At 63.1% G+C, this 21645-nt stretch carries 23 protein-coding genes; 7 read left to right on the forward strand and 16 right to left on the reverse strand.

Annotated features, from left to right (window positions below):
* Position 1 precedes the first annotated feature (1 nt).
* The gene (locus tag ACFWAD_RS13420) at positions 2-682 is read right to left on the reverse strand and encodes an MBL fold metallo-hydrolase (RefSeq protein WP_378544493.1); all 681 of its coding nucleotides are present in this window, start codon (positions 680-682) and stop codon (positions 2-4) included.
* Positions 683-876: 194 nt separating this feature from the next.
* Here ACFWAD_RS13420 and ACFWAD_RS13425 point away from each other — a divergent pair, with 194 nt between their 5' ends.
* Together ACFWAD_RS13425 and ACFWAD_RS13430 are read left to right on the forward strand one after the other, a co-directional pair.
* On the forward strand, positions 877-1758 hold the full coding sequence (locus ACFWAD_RS13425; protein ID WP_378544496.1) for a peptidylprolyl isomerase: 882 nt from the start codon (positions 877-879) through the stop codon (positions 1756-1758).
* Positions 1758-2570, forward strand: coding sequence for a peptidylprolyl isomerase (locus ACFWAD_RS13430; protein ID WP_378544499.1), 813 nt, complete (start codon positions 1758-1760; stop codon positions 2568-2570). The genes ACFWAD_RS13425 and ACFWAD_RS13430 overlap by 1 nt, the downstream gene beginning before the upstream one ends.
* Before the next feature lie 52 nt (positions 2571-2622).
* Here the strand turns inward: ACFWAD_RS13430 and ACFWAD_RS13435 are convergent, their stop codons facing one another.
* The 10 genes from ACFWAD_RS13435 to ACFWAD_RS13480 form a co-directional block, all read right to left on the reverse strand.
* Positions 2623-5034, reverse strand: coding sequence for a RelA/SpoT family protein (locus ACFWAD_RS13435; RefSeq protein ID WP_378544502.1), 2412 nt, complete (start codon positions 5032-5034; stop codon positions 2623-2625).
* 98 nt (positions 5035-5132) lie between these two features.
* A complete protein-coding gene (locus ACFWAD_RS13440; protein WP_251012150.1) occupies positions 5133-5711 on the reverse strand; it encodes an adenine phosphoribosyltransferase in 579 nt (192 codons plus the stop codon).
* Positions 5708-7438 (reverse strand): ABC transporter substrate-binding protein, encoded by a 1731-nt coding sequence (locus ACFWAD_RS13445; protein ID WP_378544505.1) that lies wholly within the window; start codon positions 7436-7438, stop codon positions 5708-5710. The genes ACFWAD_RS13440 and ACFWAD_RS13445 overlap by 4 nt, the downstream gene beginning before the upstream one ends.
* Positions 7439-7440: 2 nt before the next feature.
* A complete protein-coding gene (gene secF, locus ACFWAD_RS13450; RefSeq protein WP_378544508.1) occupies positions 7441-8664 on the reverse strand; it encodes a protein translocase subunit SecF in 1224 nt (407 codons plus the stop codon).
* Complete coding sequence (secD, locus tag ACFWAD_RS13455; RefSeq protein WP_378544511.1) at positions 8661-10382, reverse strand: protein translocase subunit SecD; 1722 nt, start codon at positions 10380-10382, stop codon at positions 8661-8663. Before secD ends, secF begins: the two co-directional genes overlap by 4 nt.
* A gap of 214 nt (positions 10383-10596) precedes the next feature.
* A complete protein-coding gene (gene yajC, locus ACFWAD_RS13460) occupies positions 10597-10944 on the reverse strand; it encodes a preprotein translocase subunit YajC (protein WP_230817254.1) in 348 nt (115 codons plus the stop codon).
* A 138-nt stretch (positions 10945-11082) separates the two neighbouring features.
* Positions 11083-12180 carry a Holliday junction branch migration DNA helicase RuvB gene (gene ruvB, locus ACFWAD_RS13465; protein WP_378445879.1) on the reverse strand — a complete coding sequence of 366 codons (1098 nt, stop codon included), beginning with the start codon at positions 12178-12180 and terminating at the stop codon, positions 11083-11085.
* Positions 12177-12776 carry a Holliday junction branch migration protein RuvA gene (gene ruvA / locus ACFWAD_RS13470; RefSeq protein WP_378544514.1) on the reverse strand — a complete coding sequence of 200 codons (600 nt, stop codon included), beginning with the start codon at positions 12774-12776 and terminating at the stop codon, positions 12177-12179. Before ruvA ends, ruvB begins: the two co-directional genes overlap by 4 nt.
* Positions 12773-13342, reverse strand: a complete 570-nt coding sequence (gene ruvC, locus ACFWAD_RS13475; RefSeq protein WP_243617247.1) for a crossover junction endodeoxyribonuclease RuvC — start codon at positions 13340-13342, stop codon at positions 12773-12775. Before ruvC ends, ruvA begins: the two co-directional genes overlap by 4 nt.
* A gap of 125 nt (positions 13343-13467) precedes the next feature.
* A complete protein-coding gene (locus ACFWAD_RS13480) occupies positions 13468-14220 on the reverse strand; it encodes a YebC/PmpR family DNA-binding transcriptional regulator (protein ID WP_230817251.1) in 753 nt (250 codons plus the stop codon).
* Between the two features lie 145 nt (positions 14221-14365).
* On the opposite strand from ACFWAD_RS13480, the gene ACFWAD_RS13485 reads away from it, so the two are divergent.
* Positions 14366-14722 (forward strand): GntR family transcriptional regulator, encoded by a 357-nt coding sequence (locus ACFWAD_RS13485; RefSeq protein WP_378544517.1) that lies wholly within the window; start codon positions 14366-14368, stop codon positions 14720-14722.
* Complete coding sequence (locus ACFWAD_RS13490) at positions 14719-15636, forward strand: hypothetical protein (RefSeq protein ID WP_378544520.1); 918 nt, start codon at positions 14719-14721, stop codon at positions 15634-15636. The genes ACFWAD_RS13485 and ACFWAD_RS13490 overlap by 4 nt, the downstream gene beginning before the upstream one ends.
* Here the strand turns inward: ACFWAD_RS13490 and ACFWAD_RS13495 are convergent.
* Both ACFWAD_RS13495 and ACFWAD_RS13500 read right to left on the reverse strand, forming a co-directional pair.
* Positions 15624-16334 carry a GAP family protein gene (locus tag ACFWAD_RS13495; protein WP_378544523.1) on the reverse strand — a complete coding sequence of 237 codons (711 nt, stop codon included), beginning with the start codon at positions 16332-16334 and terminating at the stop codon, positions 15624-15626. The two genes, ACFWAD_RS13490 and ACFWAD_RS13495, sit on opposite strands and share 13 nt — an antisense overlap.
* 1 nt (position 16335) lies before the next feature.
* Positions 16336-16536 carry a hypothetical protein gene (locus ACFWAD_RS13500; RefSeq protein WP_378544526.1) on the reverse strand — a complete coding sequence of 67 codons (201 nt, stop codon included), beginning with the start codon at positions 16534-16536 and terminating at the stop codon, positions 16336-16338.
* A 111-nt stretch (positions 16537-16647) separates the two neighbouring features.
* Here ACFWAD_RS13500 and ACFWAD_RS13505 point away from each other — a divergent pair, with 111 nt between their 5' ends.
* A complete protein-coding gene (locus ACFWAD_RS13505; protein WP_378544529.1) occupies positions 16648-17862 on the forward strand; it encodes a sensor histidine kinase in 1215 nt (404 codons plus the stop codon).
* Positions 17817-18494, forward strand: a complete 678-nt coding sequence (locus tag ACFWAD_RS13510) for a response regulator (RefSeq protein WP_378544532.1) — start codon at positions 17817-17819, stop codon at positions 18492-18494. Before ACFWAD_RS13505 ends, ACFWAD_RS13510 begins: the two co-directional genes overlap by 46 nt.
* A gap of 23 nt (positions 18495-18517) precedes the next feature.
* On the opposite strand, the gene pdxT is transcribed toward ACFWAD_RS13510, so the two are convergent.
* Both pdxT and tesB read right to left on the reverse strand, forming a co-directional pair.
* Positions 18518-19123 (reverse strand): pyridoxal 5'-phosphate synthase glutaminase subunit PdxT, encoded by a 606-nt coding sequence (gene pdxT / locus ACFWAD_RS13515; RefSeq protein ID WP_317552997.1) that lies wholly within the window; start codon positions 19121-19123, stop codon positions 18518-18520.
* Positions 19123-20010, reverse strand: coding sequence for an acyl-CoA thioesterase II (gene tesB / locus ACFWAD_RS13520; RefSeq protein ID WP_378544535.1), 888 nt, complete (start codon positions 20008-20010; stop codon positions 19123-19125). Before tesB ends, pdxT begins: the two co-directional genes overlap by 1 nt.
* Before the next feature lie 50 nt (positions 20011-20060).
* Here tesB and ACFWAD_RS13525 point away from each other — a divergent pair, with 50 nt between their 5' ends.
* Positions 20061-20729 carry a hypothetical protein gene (locus ACFWAD_RS13525; protein WP_378544538.1) on the forward strand — a complete coding sequence of 223 codons (669 nt, stop codon included), beginning with the start codon at positions 20061-20063 and terminating at the stop codon, positions 20727-20729.
* A 32-nt stretch (positions 20730-20761) separates the two neighbouring features.
* Here the strand turns inward: ACFWAD_RS13525 and ACFWAD_RS13530 are convergent, their stop codons facing one another.
* Positions 20762-21583 (reverse strand): acyl-CoA thioesterase II, encoded by an 822-nt coding sequence (locus tag ACFWAD_RS13530; protein ID WP_019748291.1) that lies wholly within the window; start codon positions 21581-21583, stop codon positions 20762-20764.
* Between the last annotated feature and the right edge of the window lie 62 nt (positions 21584-21645).

Raw genomic sequence — 21645 nt, forward strand, 5'->3', positions numbered from 1 at the left:
CTTATTCTTGTGCGCTGAGTCCAACGAGAAACGGGTTCGAGCTTCGCTCGGCGCCGATCGAACTGTTGCCGCCGTGCCCGGGCAGGACCACTGTCTCGTCACCGAGTACCAGTAGCTTGCGGGCGATCGAGGCGAGCAACTGCTCGTGATTTCCGCCGGGCAGGTCGCTGCGCCCGATGGAACCCTGGAACAGGGTGTCACCGGTGAACGCCAAGTCCACGGGTCCGGACTCGGTGTTCGCCTGGGTTCGGAACACCACCGATCCCTGCGTGTGCCCGGGTGTGTGGTCGACGACGAACGTCATTCCGGCCTCGGTGATCTTGTCTCCGTCGGCCAGTTCGATCACCTCGTCCGGCTCCACGAACGTCATGCCCTGAATGAATTCCTTCATCGTCGGGCCGATCCCCCGTGCCGGATCGCTGAGCATGTAGCGATCCTCGGGATGGATGTACGCGGGTACGGAATACCGCTCACAGACCTCGCGGGCCGACCACACGTGATCGAGATGACCGTGTGTCAGTAGTACCGCGTTGACCGTCATGTCCTTCGAGTCGAGATATTCGAAGAGCGGCTCGGCCGCATCCTGCCCCGGGTCGACGACTACGCATTCGCACGCGTCGTCCTGGGCGAGTATGTAGCAGTTGGTTTGGAACATCCCGGCCGGAAAACCAGTGACGAGCACGGGGGCAACTCCTCTTCGAAGGGCGGAAACGAACAACACGGTGTCGGTTACAGCCTAAGCTGCTGCCCCGCCAGTAAGTTCTCAGGTTGCAATGGGAGACTCTGACGACGAGTAGAGCCGCTTGCCGAAGCCGACCCCAGGGTGTCGCTCGGCCGGCCGACCACGATCCACCCGCGATACGGAGGACTACAGCAGTGCCGAGTAACGAGCAACGCCGCGAGGCGGCGAAACGCAAGCTCGAGCGTCAGCTCGAACGTCGCGCAGAACGTGCCCGCAAGCGCAAGCAGATGACGATAGCCGGAACTGCACTCGGCGTGGTTGTCGTAGTCGGTGTCGTCGGCGGCCTCATCTGGTTCAGCAACCGCAGCGACGACGACGCGAACACCACCAACACTGCAGCCGACGACTCGAGCCTCACGCCGCAAACTGCGGGTGCGATGCCGGCCGGTCTGTCGACGCCACTTGCCGACACGGTTTCCTGCTCCTACCCGGCCGACGGTGCTACTGCGTCCAAGGCCAACAACCCGCCTCGTACCGACGGCATCCCCACCACCGCCCCGGACGCGACACCGAGCATCAGCGTCGAGACGTCACAGGGGAACATCGGGCTCACGCTCGACGGAACGAAGTCTCCGTGCACGGTGAACAGCTTCGTGAGCTTGGCGCAGCAGGACTACTTCAACGACACCACCTGCCACCGCATGACGACCAGCCCCACGCTCCAGGTTCTCCAGTGCGGCGACCCGTCGGGAACCGGCACCGGCGGCCCGGGATACGGATTCGACAACGAGTTCCCCACCACGGCGTACGCCACCACCGACCCGGCAGCGCAAGAGGCAGTCACCTACGCGCGCGGCACGGTTGCGATGGCAAACACCGGGGCACCCGGTAGCAACGGCAGCCAGTTCTTCCTCGTCTACGGCGACTCGCAACTCCCGCCGCAGTACACGGTTTTCGGCACGATCGACGAGACCGGTCTCGCCACTTTGGACAAGGTCGCGGCCGGCGGATCGACGCCTGAGGGCGACGGCAAGCCGAATCTGACCACCGACATCAAGACAGTAAGGCTCGACTGATGCGACGTAATCTTGTGATGCGCTTTCCTGTAGTTATTGCCGCTGCAAGCGCCGCGGCGCTGCTTCTGGCTGGTTGTTCCAGCGATTCCGGTAGCTCGGACTCGCCGTCCAGCACCTCCAAGGCGAAAACGACGACGGCTGCCATGCCGCCGCTCGACATGTCACAGTTCGACGCACTCCCGCCTGTCCCGACTCCTTCCTCGGCGACCGTCGACTGCTCGTACCCGAGCGCAGCAGGTGCAGCAAAAACCGTCAATCCGCCGAGCTCCACGGGCGTATCCACCGAGGGAACCGTAACCGTCGCGCTCACGACTACGGCCGGCCCAATCGGGATGGAACTGAACCGGGCGGAAGCCCCCTGCACGGTCAACAGCATCGTGAGCTTGGCCGAGCAGAAGTACTTCGACGACACCCCGTGCCATCGACTCGTCACCACACCCGGTCTACAGATCCTTCAGTGCGGCGACCCCTCGGGCAAGGGCACGGGCGGACCCGGCTACGGCTTCGACAACGAGTACCCGACCACTGCCTACCCGGCCAACGATCCGGCACTCTCCTTGCCTGCCGTCTACCCCCGCGGCACGCTGGCAATGGCCAACTCGGGTGCCCCGGGTAGCAACGGCAGTCAGTTCTTCCTCGTCTACGAGGATTCGGTCTTGCCGCCCAACTACACGGTCTTCGGAAAGATCGACGACGCCGGCCTGGCGACGATCGAAAAGATCGCGGCCGACGGCGACGACGGTGGCATGGGCGCAACCGGCGGCGGTGCACCCAACACCCCGATCACCATCGAGACTGCAGTAGTCGCCTGACCCCCTGTGCGCCTTTATTAACCGCCCGCGGTTAATAAAGGCGCACAGCAGTTTACGAGGCCGAAGTCACGCGGTAGACGTCGTAGACGCCTTCCACGTTGCGAACCACGTTGAGCACATGACCCAGGTGCTTCGGGTCGCCCATCTCGAAGGTGAACTTGCTGATCGCCACTCGGTCGCCGGAGGTGGTGACCGAGGCGGACAGGATGTTCACCTTCTCGTCGGCCAACGCCTTGGTGACGTCGGAGAGCAACCGATGACGATCGAGCGCCTCGATCTGGATTGCGACCAGGAACACCGAGGTCGCTGACGGCGCCCATTCGACGTCGATGATTCGCTCCGACTGATCGTGGAGCGAGTTGGCGTTGGTGCAGTCGGTACGGTGCACGCTGACCGCGCCGCCACGCGTGACGAAGCCCAGAATCGAATCGCCTGGAACCGGCGTGCAACACTTCGCGAGTTTTGCCACCGTGCCGGGAGCCCCCGGAACCAGAATTCCGGAGTCGCCCGTGCTGCGTGTGCGCACCGGCATGGTCGACGGCGTCGAACGCTCGGCCAGTTCCTCCTCGACGGCGCCGACGCCGCCCAGATGAGCAACCAGACGCTGCACGACGTGGTGCGCCGACACCTGACTCTCGCCAACGGCCGTGTACAACGCGGAGACGTCGGGATAACGAAGTTCGTGCGCGATGGTGCTCATCGATTCGGCATTCATCAACCGCTGCAATGGAAGTCCCACCCGGCGGACTTCCTTCGCGATCTGATCCTTACCGGACTCGAGCGCCTCCTCGCGCCGTTCCTTCGCGAACCACTGCCGGATCTTCGCCTTGGCGCGCGGGGAGACTACAAACGTCTGCCAATCGCGACTCGGCCCGGCGGTTGCGGCCTTCGACGTGAAGACCTCCACCACTTCGCCGTTTTCGAGAGTTCGTTCCAGCGCGACCAATCGGCCGTTGACCCTGGCACCGATGCATCGGTGCCCGACCTCGGTGTGCACGGCGTATGCAAAATCGACGGGAGTCGATCCGGCAGGCAACGTGATGACGTCACCCTTCGGCGTGAAGACGAAGATCTCCTTGACCGCGAGGTCGTAACGCAACGATTCGAGGAACTCCCCCGGATCGGCCGCTTCTCGTTGCCAGTCGAGTAGCTGACGCATCCACGCCATGTCGTCGACCTCGGCGATGTCGCCCGCGTGCTTGCCCTTGGTCTCCTTGTACCGCCAGTGCGCGGCGATACCGAACTCGGCGGTCCGGTGCATGTCCTGGGTCCGGATCTGGACCTCCAGGGGCTTGCCTTCCGGTCCCACGACGGTGGTGTGCAGCGACTGGTAGACGCCGTAGCGGGGCTGTGCAATGTAGTCCTTGAAGCGTCCGGCCATCGGCTGCCACAGCGAGTGGACAACGCCGACCGCGGCGTAACAGTCACGCACTTCTTCGCACAGAATGCGGACGCCGACAAGATCGTGGATGTCGTCGAAGTCGCGGCCCTTGACGATCATCTTCTGATAGATCGACCAGTAGTGCTTGGGCCGGCCCTCGACGATGGCGTTGATCCGTGAGGCAGACAGAGTCGAGTTGATCTCGGCGCGAACCTTGGCCAGATAGGTGTCACGAGAGGGCGCGCGATCTGCGACCAGTCGAACGATCTCGTCGTACTTCTTCGGGTGCAGGATCGCGAACGAGAGGTCCTCGAGTTCCCACTTGACGGTCGCCATTCCGAGTCGATGCGCAAGTGGCGCAATGACTTCGAGAGTCTCTCGCGCCTTGCGCGCCTGCTTTTCGGGCGGCAGGAATCGCATCGTGCGCATGTTGTGCAGACGATCCGCAACCTTGATCACGAGCACGCGCGGGTCCCGCGCCATCGCGATGATCATCTTGCGGATGGTTTCGCCCTCGGCGGCGGTGCCGAGAACGACCTTGTCGAGTTTGGTGACGCCGTCGACGAGGTGAGCGACCTCGTCACCGAAGTCCTTGGTCAACTCCTCTAGTGAGTAACCGGTGTCCTCGACGGTGTCGTGCAGAAGTGCTGCGACGAGGGTGGTGGTGTCCATTCCCAACTCGGCCAGAATGCTTGCGACGGCCAACGGATGCGTGATGTACGGATCGCCGGACTTGCGCCGCTGGCTCGAATGTCTGTCCTCGGCGACGTCGTACGCACGCTGGAGCAGCGCGAGGTCGGCCTTCGGATACAGCTCACGGTGGAGGCTGACCAACGGCTCGAGCACCGGGCGGATGGTGGCGTTGCGCTGACCGGTGATGCGCCGAGCAAGCCGAGCGCGCACCCTACGGGAGGCGGAGGCGGGCACGGCCAAGTTCTGCCCACCCCGATTGCCGGTAGTTTGCGCAGATCCCGAATCGTCGGACACCGCGGACTTCGATGGTGTCGTCTCCGGAGACGGAACTGCATCCGTCTCCTGCGACACTGCACCCGAGTTCTGTGATCGATCAAGATTCGACGTCATGTCGCCACCTCCTACCACCGAGTTGGATGAGGCAACCGCCCTGCATCGGGTAATTGCCCTGGAGGTCTAACTCGACCCCCAGGAGACAACTTTAATACTCAGACCTTCACCAGGGATGTCAGTGGGTACTTCAAGAAGCGATCTCGACCGCGCAATTCCTCGATCTCGAGCACCACTGCGACGCCGACGACGTTCGCTCCACCCAACTCAACCAACTGTACAGCCGCCTCGAGTGTCCCTCCGGTAGCCAGAACGTCGTCGATCACCAGAACGTTCCGCCCGGTGAGATCGAAGCCGTTCGCCGGGATCTCGAGAGTCGACGATCCGTACTCGAGGCTGTACGAGCGAGAGAGCACCGGCGGCGGCAGCTTGCCGACCTTACGCACGGCCACCACCCCAGCACCCATCTTCGCGGCTGCGCCGGCACCGAGCAGGAACCCGCGGGCATCCACGGCTGCGATCGTGTCGGCGTCCGGGGCACAGGCGACAAGGGCGTCGAGCACGGCGCCGAACCCCTCTGCGTCGGCGAACACCGGAGTCAGATCGGCGAACCGCACTCCAGGGCCCGGGAAGTTGTCTGCCCAGCGGGTCAGCCGAACAACGGCGTCCCCGGCAGCCCGGTGGATTGCGATCAATTCTTCTGGCGTGTGCAAGGCAACGCCATTCGAGACGGTCATCTGCGTAGTACCCATCTGTCCATGTTCCAGCCGGTAGCGGCCCGCGTCGGATTGACCAAGACTGCCGACATGCCTGGAGCTACAGCGACAGTTCGTAGTTGATTGAACAGTGGAATCGTAGGCACCTGAGTCCAGAGGATGTTCTCCGCCTCCACCGAGAGTCCCAATTGCGCACTCGTGCTCGCATCCACGTTCAGTTGATCGATGATCTGATCGATCCTCGCGTTTCCGTAATCACCGAGGTTTGCGCCGTTGCCCGATCGCAACGCTCCGCGCGCGTCGATCATGCTCGCTGTTCCGCCCGCCCCGACTTTGCCGGCCATGCCGGAAAGCACAGCGTCGACTCCCCCGGACTGCAGACTCGCAGGATCGAAGCTGTCGCTGCTCGCGTCCTCGATCGTGATTCCCGCCGGAGCGCACGCTGCTTTTGCTTCGGAGACGATCTGCGCCCGCACCGGGTCCGGCGCCAGGTAGCCGACTCGGACGGTCAACTGGTCGAGGTCCGCTTCCGACAACGAGGTCTTCGCAGCCTCGACGTCGGAATTGGCGTACCGATCACCGTCGACTGCAGCGGCGTCGCTGTAGACCAGTGAATCCGGCGCCATCAGTCGCGAATCGACCACGCCGGAGCCCAGACCCGCCTGCGGCGCATTCTCCGTCTGCCCGAATTTCTCGAACAACGATGTCCGCGGAACACAATGCGCGAACGCTCGACGCGCGGCTTCGTCGCCCAGAGAACCAGACGTCGCGAGAACGAACTGCTCGATCGACCGCGACGGAATCTGCTGGACGTCGAAACCTGACGGAGTACCGAGCTCGCCCGCCGACCCTGAAGCGACGTCGACGACCTCGATCGAGTTCTTGTCGAGATCCTCGTTCAGATTCACCCCACGTGGCCAGACGACGATGCGATCGGTCGCCGGCTGGTTACCCCACCACCGCTCGTTCGCGACCAGCACCAGACCGTCGTCGGCACTGTACGAGTCGATTCGATACGGTCCGGCGGAAGGCAGTACCGACGTGTCCACCTGACCTGGAGTCAGGTTCCACCCGGTGTTCCAGAAGTCCGCGATCTTCGACAATGCTTCGGTGTCACCGGCATTCACCGCGCTCACCACGTCGCTGACACCCGTGCGCTGCGTCACGACGTGTGAAGGCATCAACGCAGTCGCACCGAACAACGACCGCCAATCGGTGAACGATCGCCCGGGTTTGAAGAACACCGTCGCGTCCTTCGACCCGCTCTGGCAGTCGATCCGGTCGATGTCCGCGTAACCGAGATTGTTTGCCGTGTCGAACATGGGCTTCACGGAACCGTCGACGTCTTCGGTGAACTTGCCACTCGACGCCGCCCACGTGAGGACCAGATCGTCACAGGACATCGGAATCCCGTCGGAGTACACGGAAGCCGGATTGAGCTTGTACGAGACGGTGAGCACGTCACCGGGCAACTCCGACGCCGTTCCGATGTCGGTGTCCGACACGGGCGCCCCCGCCGGACCGGTGAACGTGAAACCGGGAAGCACCCGTCCGAACGCGGCCATCGCTCCGGACACCGACCCAGCTGTCGTATTGGCGTTGTACGTGGTGATGGAGTTGTCGATGGCGTATCCGATGGACGGAACCTGCTCGGCGCTTTCCGAGCAGGCCGCCAACGAACCCGCAGCCACCGCGGTGGCTGCAACGAACGTCATCGATCGAACCAGTGTGCGTGTTCTTGGGAGCATGTTCAGTGCCCCTTCTTGTTTCGCTTTCCGGTCGGCCGCGCACCCGGCTGCGGAGCAACCGGCGCACGACGTGCAACTGGTGCGCCGACGGCAACCGCCTGCGTACCCTTCTCGGCCAGCGTAGCCCGGCGGGAGAGCACCTTACGAGTGTGCGCGGCGACGGGTCCCCAGCGTTCCTTCATCGACACCAGTAGCGGCGTCGCGAAGAAGATCGAGGAGTACGCACCCACGATGATGCCGACGAGCTGAACGAGTGCAAGGTCCTTGAGTGTGCCGACGCCGAGCATCCAGACCGCGACCACCATCAGTGCGATCACGGGAAGCACACTGATGACGGTCGTGTTGATCGAACGCATCAAGGTCTGATTCACCGCGAGGTTGGCCTGCTCGCCGTACGTCCGGCGCGTCAGGTGCAGAACACCGCGGGTGTTCTCTTCGACCTTGTCGAACACGACCACCGTGTCGTACAGCGAGAAGCCGAGAATGGTGAGCAAACCGATCACCGTCGCGGGCGTCACCTCGAAACCGACGAGCGAGTAGACGCCGGCGGTGACGATGATGTCGAAGAACAACGCGACGATCGCGGCTACCGCCATGTCTCGCTCGAAGCGAATGGCGATGTAGATACTCACGATCACCAGGAACACAATCAGCGCGATCAGCGCCTTCTTGGTGATCTGGCCGCCCCAGGTTTCACTCACGTCCGCGAAACTGATGGCTTGCGCCGACGGGTTCCCGTTCTTGTCCTTGGGCTGGAACTCGTCGAAGAGCGCCGACTGAAGATCGTTGATCTGCGTCGCATTCAAGGTCTCCGACCGGATCTGCACGGTGGCGCTGGCACCCGAGCCGACCGTCTGCACGCTGACCGGCTCGAACCCGAGTGTGTCGGAGTAGACGGTTTCCACCGCCGACGTCTCGACTCCACCCTCGGCCGGGAACTGAATGCGTGATCCACCCTCGAAGTCGATACCGAAGGTGAACCCGCGCAGGATGATGCTCAGCAGCGCGATCGCGACCAGAGCGCCGGTCAGCCCGTAGTAGAAGCGACGCTTGCCGACGACCTCGAATGCACCCGTTCCGGTGTACAACCGTGAGAGCCAGCTGTGCTTGGGCATCGCGCCCTGATCGACGCCAGAGTCGGTGATCTCCGATCGGGCGGCGGCGTCTGCGGACTCGGCCGAGGAACTGTTGTCGGACCCCACAGGGGAGTTGTTGGACTCGCTCATGCTCGTGTCTCCTTAGCCGACGCAGCGGCGGCAACCTTACGTTCGCGGGCAACCTCTTGCACTGCGCCGAGCCCGTTGACGCTGGGCTTGGACCAGAACGCCGAACGGGACGCCATGCTGACCAGTGGCCACGTCACGAGGAACACGACAATCACGTCGAGGATGGTTGTCAGGCCCAAGGTGAAGGCGAAGCCTCGCACCTGTCCGACCGCCAGCACGTACAGAACTGCAGCGGCGATGAAGCTCACCGCGTTGCCGGAAAGAATGGTCCGACGCGCTCGCGCCCAACCGCGTGGCACCGCCGAGCGGAAGCTACGGCCCTCACGCATTTCGTCCTTGATGCGTTCGAAGAACACGACGAACGAGTCGGCGGTCATACCGATACCGATGATCAGACCAGCCATACCGGCCAGGTCGAGTGTGAAGCCGATGTATCTACCGAGCAGAACCATGATTGCGTAAACCATGACTCCCGAGAGAATCAGCGACAACGCCGTCAGGACGCCGAGCATGCGGTAGTAGACGAGGCAGTAGAGCAGAACGAGCACAAGACCCACCGCGCCGGCGATCAGTGCCGCCTGAAGCGAGGCCAGGCCGAGCGTGGCCGAGACCGTCTCGGCTTCCGAGGCCGCGAACGAGAGCGGAAGCGAACCGTACTTCAGCGTGTTGGCCAATTCCTTCGCGCTGTCCGCGGTGAAGCTGCCGGTGATCGAGGTGGCGCTGCCCGCGGGCGTTGCGCCTTGAATCGTGGGAGCGCTGACGACCTTCGAGTCGAGCGTGAACGCTGCCTGCTTGCCGATGTTGGCTGAGGTGAACTCGGCCCAGGTGTTGCTGCCGCTTGTCTTGAACGAGAGGCTGATCTCGTGGCGCGACTGCTGCGAGTTGAAGACCGACGACGCGTCGGCGATTTCCTGGCCGTCGATGATCGAGGGACCGAGGAGATAGATGTTCAGTCCGTCTTGCGAGCACGCGACCAACGGCAGGGTGGGGTCGTCGTTTCCACGAAGTGGGTCTGCGACGGAGCAGTCGAGGTTCGCCACTGCTTGCTGCTGGACGGTCGGATCGCTGCTCTGTCGGAGGGCGCGCGCTGCGGCGATTTCCGCTGCTGCTGCGTCGCCTTCGTCGGTGCCGTCGCTCGACGCATCCCCGGTGGGGGCCGGAGTCGTCGTCTCCGGCGCAGGGGTTGCCTCCGGAGTTGTCGGGTCCTGAGCCAGGAACGGACGGTTCTGTGGAGTCTGGGTCCCGTCAGTGGGTGCTTCGGGAGCCGGAGCATCGGTGGCCGGTGTTTCGGCCGCTGGTGTCTCCGGTGTTGCCGTCCGACTCGCGTCACGGGTGGCGACATCGATCGAACCGGTCACCGGCCGGATGTAGAGGCGGGCGGTCTGACCGAGCGAGCGAGCCTGTGCGCTGTCGTCTCCGGGAACGGTGATGACGAGGTTGTCACCGTCGACGACGACCTCGGAGCCGGAAACGCCGAGACCGTTGACGCGGGTCTCGATGATCTCCTGCGCCTGCTTGAGACTGTCCTGACTCGGAGCACTGCCGTCCGGGGTACGAGCGGTCAACGTGACGCGCGTTCCACCCTGCAGATCGATGCCGAGTTTCGGCGTGGCCGACTTGTCTCCAGTGAAGAACACCAGGGCATACAGTGCCACCACCAAGACCCCGAATAGGGCCAGGTAGCGGACCGGATGCACCGTTCCGGTGGAAGGTGCCACGATCTTTAAGTCTCCTCAGTAGGTGCAGTGCTTCAGTAAGTGCAGTGCTTCAGTAACTGCACGGCTCGGGTGGTCTACGACCACCCGAGCTGCGGCGTTCGAACTGCAACGATTGATCAACGGGTTGAACTGAGCTGCTGGTGAAAGAACGGACAAACCGATCTGGACGTGTGTCCGAGTTCACAACTCTAGAACACGTGCCAGGTCGACGAAGTCAGGACTCCTTGGTGAGCCGGATTTCGGTGTCGGTAGCCGACTCTTCGATCTCGGAAATCGAGTCGTCGTCGTACTCGTCGGTCTCGGTCGTCTCGACGACGCGCTCACGGATGACCAGACGCGACCAGGTGGTGATGACACCGTCGGCGATCTCGAGGTCAACGGTGTCGTCGCCTAGAGAAGCGATCGTTGCGTAGAGCCCGGCTGTGGTCTGCACCCGATCGCCGACCTGCAGCGAGTCCTGCATCTCGGAAGTCGCGGCCAAGGCCTTCTTCTGCTTGCGCATGCCCAGGAACATGGGCACGAGCAGTGCGAGGATCAAGAGGGGGAAAAGCAAACTCGACATGTGTTGATCAACCTCGGTTGTGTTGCACGTTTTACACCGCGATGGCCCCGGATGGACCTACGCAATACACCAGTGTGCCATTAGTTGCTGAGGATTCCTGACAGATCGGCCGACCAATGAGGCCTTTCCGGTCGAAATTCACGCTCCGTTCGGATCGAACAACGTGGCCTGCGGTTCGTTGACGCGAACCTCGATCCCGCCCGCGGCCGCATCCGGCGGTGGCGTCATTCCCAGTTGAGTCCAGGCAGCGGCGGTGGCCACACGACCTCGCGGCGTCCGGGCGATCATCCCGGCACGGACCAGGAAGGGCTCGCACACTTCTTCTACCGTCGACGGTTCCTCGCCCACGGCCACGGCCAGCGTCGACACGCCGACGGGCCCGCCGCCGAATGAACGCACCAGCGCACTCAGGACGGATCGGTCGAGTCGGTCCAAGCCCAACTGGTCCACGTCGTAGACAGCCAAGGCGGCCTGAGCGACGTCCATGGTGACGATTCCGTCGGCGCGCACCTCCGCGAAGTCACGAACCCGTCGCAGCAATCGGTTCGCGATACGCGGTGTCCCCCGCGAGCGTCTCGCGATTTCGGCGCCGGCGTCAACTTCCAGATTGACTCCCAGAATTCCCGCCGAGCGCATCAGAATCTGTTGCAGCTCTTCGGGTTCGTAGAAGTCCATGTGTGCGGTGAATCCGAAGCGGTCGCGCAACGGACCGGTTAGCGCACCGGATCGGGTCGTCGCACCGACCAACGTGAATGGTGCGACCTCCAGAGGTATCGACGTGGCGCCGGGCCCCTTACCGACGACGACGTCGACGCGGAAGTCCTCCATCGCCAGGTACAACATCTCCTCGGCCGGACGAGCGATTCGGTGAATCTCGTCGATGAACAACACGTCGCCCTCGACGAGATTGCTCAGCATCGCCGCCAAGTCACCGGCGCGTTCGAGCGCCGGCCCGGACGTCAGCCGCAGGGAGGAGCCCAACTCCCCCGCGATGATCATCGCCATCGACGTCTTACCGAGTCCGGGCGGACCGGACATCAGGATGTGGTCAGGCGTGCTGCCACGAAGTTTTGCTCCGGTGAGCACGAGCTGCAATTGCTCGCGGACCCGGGGCTGCCCGATGAAGTCGTCGAGACTCTTGGGGCGCAAACTTGCTTCGACGTCGCCGTCTCCCGCCACCAATTCGGCAGAGACCTGCGATTCGTCGTCGAAATCGTCGATCGGATCGAAGTTCATCGAGTCTTACCGAGCAGCGACAGGGCCGAACGCAGTGCTACCGACGTAGTGGCCTCGGGCGATTCCGCCAGAACCGAATCCGTGGCCTGCTCGGCCTGCTTGATCGGGAAACCCAAACCTTCGAGAGCTTCGACGATCTGATCGCGGATCGAACTACCGGCGACGACACCGGTGGCCGCGCCGGCCGTCGTCGCAACCGCGTCGACCTTGTCGCGCAATTCGACGACCATGCGCTCGGCACCACGTTTGCCGATGCCGGGGACCCTCGTCAACGCCGTCAGGTTGCCTTCCGACAGTGCACGCCGCAATGCGTCGGGTTCGAGAACTGCGAGAGTTGCCATCGCCAGGCGCGGCCCGACTCCCGAGACCGTCTGCAAGAGGCTGAACAGGTCCTTCGACTCGGTGTCGGAAAATCCGTAGAGCGTCATCGAGTCTTCGCGAACGATCATCGTCGTGAACAGGCGCGCTTCGCTTCCGCGATGGAGCGCACCGAGCGTCACGGGGGTGGCGTTGACCCGATAGCCGACACCCGACGCTTCGATGACCGCATGGTCGAGCGCAATATCGAGTACCTCGCCGCGTACCGACGCGATCATCGTGAACCTGCCTTCTTCATCTCGGCCAATTTTGCCTGATACTTACGCATTTGTTCGGCGGCCATCGCCTCGGCGCGGGCCATTCGCTCGATCATGGGCGCTCGCCAGCAGTGACAGATCGCCAGCGCCAGAGCGTCGGCGGCGTCGGCCGGTTTCGGCGCCGTCTTCAGATTCAGGATTCGAGTCACCATCGCGGTGACCTGCGCCTTGTCTGCGTTACCGCTACCGGTGACGGCGGCCTTCACCTCGCTGGGCGTGTGGAAACACACCGGGATTCCGCGTCTGGCGGCAGCGAGCGCCACAACTCCACCTGCTTGCGCCGTCCCCATCGCGGTACTGACGTTGTGCTGCGCGAACACACGCTCGATCGCGACAACCTCCGGCTTGTACTGCTCGATCCACAGTTCAGCCGCATCGGAAATCCGTAGGAGCCGAGATCCGAGATCCATCTCTGCCGGAGTCCGCACCACGTCGACGGCAATGGGGCGCACTTTCCTGCCGTTGCTCCCGTCGACCACACCCAACCCGCAGCGAGTCAAGCCTGGGTCCACTCCGAGCACGCGCACTTTGTCACACCTCTCCATACCGAACAGCTGTTCGATAGCTTAGCGGTGCGCGGGACTACTGCCCCGCATCAACACGCAACCCGGCCGTGACGAGGACGTCATGGCCGGGTTGAGTTGAAGGGCAATCAGTCTTCGAGGGCCGCGAGAACCTCGTCGGACAGATCGATGTTGGTGTAGACGTTCTGCACGTCGTCCGAGTCTTCGAGTGCGTCGACGAGCTTGAAGATCTTGCGTGCGCCGTCGACATCCAGCGGAACCTCGACGGAAGCGCGGAAATCGGCTTCGGCGGAGTCGTAGTCGATGCCGGCTTCCTGCAGTGCCGAACGTACGGCAACCAGATCCTGTGGCTCACTGACGATTTCGAAGGTTTCACCGAGATCGGTGACCTCTTCGGCGCCGGCGTCGAGCACAGCCATCAGGACGTCGTCCTCCGACTGGCCGTTCTTCTCCAGCGTGACGACGCCCTTGCGAGCGAACAGGTAGGAGACCGAACCCGGGTCAGCGAGGTTGCCACCGTTGCGGGTCATCGCGGTGCGAACTTCACCGGCTGCGCGGTTGCGGTTGTCGGTGAGGCACTCGATCAGAACGGCGACGCCGTTGGGTCCGTAGCCCTCGTACATGATGGTCTGCCAGTCTGCGCCGCCCGCTTCTTCACCGGCGCCGCGCTTGCGCGCACGCTCGATGTTGTCATTGGGAACTGACGTCTTCTTCGCCTTCTGGATGGCGTCGAACAAGGTGGGGTTGCCCGTGGGATCGCCACCGCCGGTGCGTGCCGCCACCTCGATGTTCTTGATCAGCTTCGCGAAGGATTTGCCACGACGTGCGTCGATCACAGCCTTCTTGTGCTTGGTGGTGGCCCATTTTGAGTGGCCGCTCATGCGATTCAAGCCCCTTTCCTGCTGCGTTGCGCACGCCGAATGCGCGTCTTTCAGCTCTGCCGATGTTACCCGTCCCACGTCACAACTCGCTGCATCCCCCGACACGAATTGACCAAACACAGCATTGTTTGCATAGAATGCAAACATGTTGGTGCGAATAGATCACGCCTCCACAACTCCACTCGCGGAACAGATTGCCGCCGGGGTTCGTGGCTCGGTCATCCGCGGCGAAATCGGCCCGGGCGATCGACTGCCGTCCGCTCGCGCTCTCGCCGAGTCGATCGACGTCAATCTCCATACGGTCCTTCGTGCGTACGCAACACTCCGCGACCAAGGCCTGATCGACCTCCGACGCGGACGTGGCGCCGTCATTCGCGCCGAATTCGACTCGGGAAGAACGGCTCTCAACGAATCTGCACGCGAGTTCGTTCGACAGGCCCGAAATCTGGGACTCGACACCGCGCACATGCTCGACCTCATCAAGGAGACCAGCACACAATGACGACCAGCAAGATCCGACTCTGGACAGCGGCCTCGCTGACTCTGATCCCGACCCTGATCCTGGTTCTCGCGCGCTTCGCGTGGGGCGATCGGCTACCCCAGACCGTCGCGAGCCATTGGTCCGGATCGGCCCCGGACGGGTTCAGCACCACAACGACGTTCTTCGCCATCGCGCTGGCACTTTCACTGGTGGCAGTCGTTTTCGCGTGTGTCGTCGCGGCCCGTTCGAGCGCCAATGCTCCCCTGTTTCTGGCCGTCACCTCGATCTCGAGTGCGACGTTGGCGACGATCTGGATTCTCAGCGTCGCCCTCACGATCGACGCCGGAGCACCGGAAGACGCACGTATCGGTTGGTGGATTCTTGCGCCGATCGCGGCCGTGCTCGTCGGAGTTCTGGCGTATGCACTGCCTGAGCAGCAACGCGACCCTGAGACACCACTTCCGACCCCGACGCTGGACACGCCGCTCGCGGCCTCCGAACGTGCAGTGTGGGTCGGGCAGGTCCGCAGCATCTGGCCGTGGATCCTCACCGCCGGCCTCGTCGTTCTCGTGATCGCCACTGCCGCGTATTCGGATTGGTGGGTTGCCGTGATCCTGGGTGTGTCGACCCTCGCGATCACGGCTTTCGCTTCGGTCACCGTGCGCGTCGACCGTCACGGTCTCGGCATCAGTTCCTGGGGCGTTCGATGGAAGAAAATCCCCATCTCGACGGTGAAGTCCGCATCGGTCGATTCGATACGTCCGGCCGAATGGGGTGGATGGGGTTACCGGATCACACCGCGCGGAACGGCCGTCACTCTCCGCTCGGGTGAGGCGATCGTGGTCACTCTCGAGAACGGACGATTGTTCGCCGTGACCGTCGATCACCCGGAAGACGGTGTGAAGCTGATCAATTCGTTGGTTCAGGCTGGCTGATTCACGAACAACACGGCAGCGGCATTGCCGGCGAGGTAGAAGCCGGCGATGCCGAACACCCATCCGATCGCACTGTCGCCGTAACGGGACATCAGCGAGTCCACCTGGCGCAGCGGCTTGTCCAGGCGGTTCCCGGCCACGAGCCGACCGCACAGAAGAATGACTGCCGGTGCGGCCATGATCAGGCAGTAACCGGCAAGTATCGACGCCGACATGACTGAGGACAACCCAGCCGCTGTGATCATCGCGATCGCCGCCAAGTAGGGCAGCATCGTCACCAATTCGGCGGTTCCGGCTGCAATGGCCAGAAGTACGACGCTTCTCGCCGAACGACTCGAATCGAGTACCCGCTCCCGCCAGGCGTGTGTTCGATCAGCCTGACCGGATGTGCGCCGCTTCTCGGAGTCGAATCGAAAACTCAACGCGAACAACGCGATACCGAGGATCAACTGTGCGCCCCGGGCTACCGGAGTGTCGAGAATCGGGGCGACAACCGGCATGCCCACGCGGGCCGTCGTCCAGACGGCTACCCCGACAACAAAATAGAACGTCGTGATGACTACCAGGTAGGTCAGCAGACTGCGAACCTGCGGCCGTCCCGGTTTCAACAACATCCACACCGGGACGACCAACGTTCCGATGCTCGTACTGTCCAACAGGGCGAGGCCGCCCAGGGTCGTCAGAAGGACGAGTTCCACGTCAGTCGTGTCGACGCTCGGGTGTCACCGTGTCCCTCGTCCGGACTGCGTTCACGATGTCGAAAGCACCGATGATCGCCAAAATCACCCCGAGTGGCCCGCCGCGAAACCAGAAGAACTCGGCGTCACGCGCGAACAGCCACAGACAAGCGCCCCCGACGACGAGGAGAATGCCGATCATCAACTCGAAACGAAATTTCATACCTCGAGCGTGTCGTCTCGCTCGGATCCGCACATCAGCCGTCGGAACAACGCCGACCTCATCATTTGGTATGACAAGTCAGGCGCCCCGATGTGCTCTGATAAGTCTGTGGTGACCAGAAGTCGGAGCGTCGGCAAGTGGAACGATCCGCTCATCGCCATCGGTCTGTTCGCGATCGGGGTACTTCTCTACCTCGTCGGCCTGTACAAAATGTGGACCGATGTCGGAGGTGTCGCCGACGTTCCCGTCGGGGTTCGGATCGGGATGCTGGCTCTGCTGTGTGCGATCGACTCGTTTCGGCGGGTGCGCCCGGCAACGGCCTTGGCGGCGGGAGCCGTCATCGTCGCGGTCGACGCCGCCCTGGGCCCCACTCTGCCGATGTGGCTTGTCCTCTCGGATCTCACCTACGCCGCAGTTCTGTACGGGACGGCGCGACTGGGCCGAGTGGTGTGTTCTCTGACCGCGGTGACGGTTGCCGCGCTCACCGCACTCGTTTACCTGTCCACCAGGGACGTTCGCGCTGCGGCTGGGGCGGGCGTCGTGACTGCTCTGTTCTTCGGTACGCCGGTGTGGTGGGCACTGGTCATCCGTCGACAAGTCGAACTGACCGAGGCGGAACGCGAGCGTTCCAGAGTCCACGAAGCACTCGCCGCGCTGGACCGCGAGGCCGCTGTCGCTCACGAACGCGCAACCATGGCGCGGGATCTGCATGACGTGATCGCGAGCCACCTCTCTGCCATCGCCATCCACTCCGAAGCTGCACTCTCCACCGCAACTCTCTCCTCTGAACGGGGTGAACCCGACGATGGCTTGCGGGAGATGATCGGGGCGATCAGATCGAGCAGCCTCGCGGGGCTTTCCGAGATGCGGTCGATGATCGAACTGCTTCACGCCGGGGGCTGCGAGACGCCTGACCCGCGTTCCTCTCCCCCGCGGCTTACCGAGTTGCCCGTTCTACTGAACGCGGCCCGTGCCACCGGCAGCGCAGTGGATGTAGCGATCGACGTCGACGCCGCCGAGCTGCCGAGCGTGGTCGATCACACGGCGTATCGAATCACCCAGGAAGCGTTGACCAACGCACTCAAGCATGCGCCGGGCGCGCCGATATCGATGTCGATCTCCCTCCAGCACAATGCATTACAGATCGACATCCGAAACCCCATCGGTCCCGACATATCCAGTCCGCGGGCACGAACGCGCGGGCTTGCAAACATGCGTCATCGCGCCGAGCTGCTGGGCGGTTCACTCGACGCACTGCCGGTCGACGGAGAATGGACGGTATGCGCGCAGCTACCGGTCCACACACCGAACGGAACGGATCGGTGATCACCGTCGCCCTGGTCGACGACCACGCCGCAATCCGCTCCGGCCTGTCGATGATTCTGCGGCAGCATGACGACATCGATGTCGTTGCGGAAGCGGGAGACGGCGCGTCGGCAATCACCGTCACCCGCACACATCATCCCGACGTCGTGCTGATGGACATCCGGATGCCTGGCACCGACGGCATCGAAGCGACCCGTCAGATCATCGGTACGACCCGCAGCCGCGTTCTGGTGTTGACTACCTTCGACCTCGACGAATACGTCTTCGCAGCTCTGCGCGCCGGTGCATCGGGCTTCCTGCTCAAGACCGCGACAGCGGACGAACTGACCAGCGCCATCCGCAATGTCGCGGGCGGCGATGCGGTGCTCGCTCCCCGAGCCGCACGCGCACTGATCGGCGAGTTCGTTCAGCGCACTCCCAAGCCCGCCGAGCCGCTCGGACTGAGCGAGCTCACCGATCGCGAACGCGAAGTTCTCGTTCTACTGGGTATGGGTCTGTCCAACGCCGAACTGTCGCGTGAACTCGGTGTCGGTGCCCCGACGGTGAAGTCGCATGTATCGCGAGTTCTGTCGAAGCTGCACCTCACCTCACGCGTCCAGGCGGCGATCCTTGCGCGCGAACTCGAGCTGTAGTTCAGCCGAAGTGAACTAGCGCCCTAGCCGCGCACCAGATCGACGAACATCTCGTGGACTCGACGGTCCCCGGTGACCTCGGGATGGAACGAAGTGGCGATCACCGAGCCCTGCCGAACCGCGACGATGCGACCCGCGGCCTCCCCCGCCGCGGCGGGAACCTGCGCAAGCACCTCCACACCCGGACCGACCCGCTCGACCCACGGTGCGCGGATGAAGACTGCGCGGATGGGATCACCGATGATTCCCTCGAACTCCAGGTCGGACTCGAAGGAATCGACCTGACGACCGAAAGCGTTGCGGCGCACCGTCATGTCGATAGCGCCGAGATGTTCGGCGTCCGGCCGGGTGTCGAGTACCTCGCTGGCGAGCAGAATCATGCCTGCACAGGATCCGTAAGCCGGCAGCCCGCCGCGAAGTCGATCACGAAGCGGTTCCAGCAGCTCGAAAACCTGCAGAAGCCGGCTCATGGTGGTGGATTCGCCACCCGGGATCACGATGCCGTCGACCTTGTCGAGTTCCTCGGGTCGCCGGATACCGACTGCGTCCGCTCCCGAATCATCGAGTGCGGCAAGGTGTTCGCGAACATCACCTTGCAGGGCGAGAACACCGATCAACGGACGAGTCATCACACAGTTCCTGTCTTGTTCTCACGGCTGTCCTTGTTCGCACTGCTGTTCTTGTTCTCACTGCTGTCGGGTTCGCGTTCCAGCCGCGTCAAACCCTCCTGAACCACAGCTGCCACCATGTTGCCATCGCGATCGTAGATACGCCCCTGAGTGAGCGCGCGACCGAAACCTGCCGACGGTGAGGTCTGGTCGTAGAGCAACCATTCGTCGGCTCGGAAGGGCCGTAGGAACCACATCGCGTGATCGAGCGAAGCCGTTTGCGTCTTCACGCCCCGGTGCGGGACTTTGGAAGTTCCGAGCAAAGTCATGTCACTGAGGTACGCGAGGGTGCAGATGTGCAGCAGCGGACGATCCGGCAGAGCCTCGCGGTAGCGCATCCACACGCGTTGTTGCGCGGCGAGATCCGGCGCTGACGCGCTCTGCTCAGCGGGCACAATTCTGATGTCCCAGTTCTTCCACTCCTGATAGAACTGCGATTCAGCCAACTTCGGAACAGTCTGCGCATCCGGCAAGTCCTCCGGCGCCGGAACGGAGGGCATCCGATCCTGGTGCTCGATGCCTTCGTCGTCGACGTGGAACGAGGCCGACATCGTGAAGATCGTCTTACCGTCCTGGACTGCATTGACCCGACGCGTGCAGAACGAACGCCCGTCGCGAATCCGGTCGACCAGGTAAACCGTCGGAATCTTCGGGTTGCCCGGGCGCAGGAAGTATCCGTGCAACGAATGCACGTGGTAGCTCTCGTCGACGGTGCTCACGGCAGAAACCAACGACTGCCCGGCAACCTGCCCGCCGAACGTCCGTTGAAGTGCAGTGGGATGGACCGCACCGCGGAAGATGTCCTTCTCCAGGTGTTCGAGCGCGAGGATCTCCTCGATACCAACCATGAGTCCTCCGGAAACTTTGACCGCCTACACAGACCGCCGCACTAGGCGCGATGACGGTTCACAATATCGCCTTGGCGAGCGGGCACGGCACCATGGTGGGCGTGAGTACATTCATCCCGTCCACTCCCCTCGCTCTGGCCGAGCAGATCGCAACGCTGAGCGGATCATTTCCATCGGTGGTGGTAGTAGCGATCGACGGACCGGATTGTGCGCAACCGTCGCGGCTCGCGGAACTGGTCGGGGTTGCAGTCGAGTCGCACAGCAGGCCGAGTGCCGTTGTATCACTGCACGACTACGTGCGGCCGGCGTCGCTGCGATACGAGTTCGGCCACGAGGATGCGCTGAGTTACCGCACTATCTGGTTCGACTACCCGGCACTCGATCGTGAAGTGATCACCGCGGCCCGCACCAAACGAACGCTGTTGCCGAAACTCTGGGACGAAACCACTGATCGCTCGGCTCGCTCGAGCCGTATCCCTGTCCACGAGCGCGCGGTCATCGTGATCGCCGGTCCGATGTTGCTCGGGCGCGGACTGGAGTTCGACGTCACCGTCCACCTGGACATGAGCGAAGCTGCCATGCGGAGGCACACACCGGAGGCGGACCTGTGGACAGTCGACGCACTCCTCGCGCACCGCTCAGCGGTGTCCGAGGAGGTCGATTTCGAGGTCAGGTACGACCATCCGCCCCGGCCTGCGGTGCGGTCTCGCCGCGTTTGATTTCACGGCGGTTGACTTCACTGCGGTTGATCTCACTTCGGGCGATAGAGCCTGGTCAGGCCTTCCTGGACGACCGCGGCAACCATGTTTCCTCGGCTGTCGAAGATGCGCCCCTGCGTCAGTGCCCGGCCGAAGCCCGCCGAAGGCGACGTCTGGTCGTACAACAGCCACTCGTCGGCCCGGAACGGCCGCAGGAACCACATCGCGTGATCGAGCGACGCGCTTTGCATGGCGACATCCATGTGGGGGCCGCGAGAAGAGCCGAGCAACGTCATGTCGCTCATGTATGCGAGCGTGCAGACGTGAAATACCGGGTCGTCCGGGAGCGCCTCGCGGGAACGGAACCACACTTGCTGCTGTGCGGCAGCGCCCGGACGTTTGTTGATGTCTGCCTTCGGCACCATTCGCAGGTCCCAGTCGGACCACTCGCGAGCCAACCATGCGGTCTCGGGGTCCTCCGAATCCTGGGCGATGGCCAGCGTTTCAGGGTCAGGGACGGGCGGCATCTCGTCCTGGTGCTCGATGCCTTCGTCCTGGACGTGGAAGGATGCAGACATCGTGAAAATGGCTTGTCCGTCTTGGATTCCGGTGACCAGGCGAGTCGCGAACGATCGTCCGTCGCGAACACGATCCACCAGGAAGACGGTCGGTTCCATCGGATTTCCCGGACGCAGGAAGTATCCGTGCAACGAATGAACTGAATAGGCCGGATCGACCGTTCGTACTGCCGACACCAATGCCTGGCCGGCGACCTGGCCGCCGAAAGTACGGGTCAGGGTGGTTTCCGCGATGATTCCTCGGAAGATGTCACGCTCGAGGCGTTCCAACTCCAGAATTTCTTCGATCCTCGCCATCGATGCTCCACATCTTCCCGTGTACCGACGTCTACCGACCTTCACACAATGCCTGATGCAGC

This window comes from Rhodococcus sp. NPDC059969 (genome assembly GCF_042738325.1).
Lineage (GTDB): Bacteria > Actinomycetota > Actinomycetes > Mycobacteriales > Mycobacteriaceae > Rhodococcus_F.

Coding starts and splice junctions, on each gene's coding strand:
- ruvB (WP_378445879.1), bottom strand. CDS start 12,180: ATGAACTTCGATCCGATCGACGATTTCGACGACGAATCGCAGGTCTCT.
- ACFWAD_RS13525 (WP_378544538.1), top strand. CDS start 20,061: ATGACGGTTCACAATATCGCCTTGGCGAGCGGGCACGGCACCATGGTG.
- tesB (WP_378544535.1), bottom strand. CDS start 20,010: ATGGTTGGTATCGAGGAGATCCTCGCGCTCGAACACCTGGAGAAGGAC.
- ACFWAD_RS13480 (WP_230817251.1), bottom strand. CDS start 14,220: ATGAGCGGCCACTCAAAATGGGCCACCACCAAGCACAAGAAGGCTGTG.
- ruvA (WP_378544514.1), bottom strand. CDS start 12,776: ATGATCGCGTCGGTACGCGGCGAGGTACTCGATATTGCGCTCGACCAT.
- ACFWAD_RS13485 (WP_378544517.1), top strand. CDS start 14,366: ATGTTGGTGCGAATAGATCACGCCTCCACAACTCCACTCGCGGAACAG.
- pdxT (WP_317552997.1), bottom strand. CDS start 19,123: ATGACTCGTCCGTTGATCGGTGTTCTCGCCCTGCAAGGTGATGTTCGC.
- ACFWAD_RS13490 (WP_378544520.1), top strand. CDS start 14,719: ATGACGACCAGCAAGATCCGACTCTGGACAGCGGCCTCGCTGACTCTG.
- secF (WP_378544508.1), bottom strand. CDS start 8,664: ATGAGCGAGTCCAACAACTCCCCTGTGGGGTCCGACAACAGTTCCTCG.
- ACFWAD_RS13430 (WP_378544499.1), top strand. CDS start 1,758: ATGCGACGTAATCTTGTGATGCGCTTTCCTGTAGTTATTGCCGCTGCA.
- yajC (WP_230817254.1), bottom strand. CDS start 10,944: ATGTCGAGTTTGCTTTTCCCCCTCTTGATCCTCGCACTGCTCGTGCCC.
- ACFWAD_RS13445 (WP_378544505.1), bottom strand. CDS start 7,438: ATGCTCCCAAGAACACGCACACTGGTTCGATCGATGACGTTCGTTGCA.
- ACFWAD_RS13500 (WP_378544526.1), bottom strand. CDS start 16,536: ATGAAATTTCGTTTCGAGTTGATGATCGGCATTCTCCTCGTCGTCGGG.
- ACFWAD_RS13440 (WP_251012150.1), bottom strand. CDS start 5,711: ATGACCGTCTCGAATGGCGTTGCCTTGCACACGCCAGAAGAATTGATC.
- ACFWAD_RS13510 (WP_378544532.1), top strand. CDS start 17,817: ATGCGCGCAGCTACCGGTCCACACACCGAACGGAACGGATCGGTGATC.
- ACFWAD_RS13435 (WP_378544502.1), bottom strand. CDS start 5,034: ATGACGTCGAATCTTGATCGATCACAGAACTCGGGTGCAGTGTCGCAG.
- ACFWAD_RS13530 (WP_019748291.1), bottom strand. CDS start 21,583: ATGGCGAGGATCGAAGAAATTCTGGAGTTGGAACGCCTCGAGCGTGAC.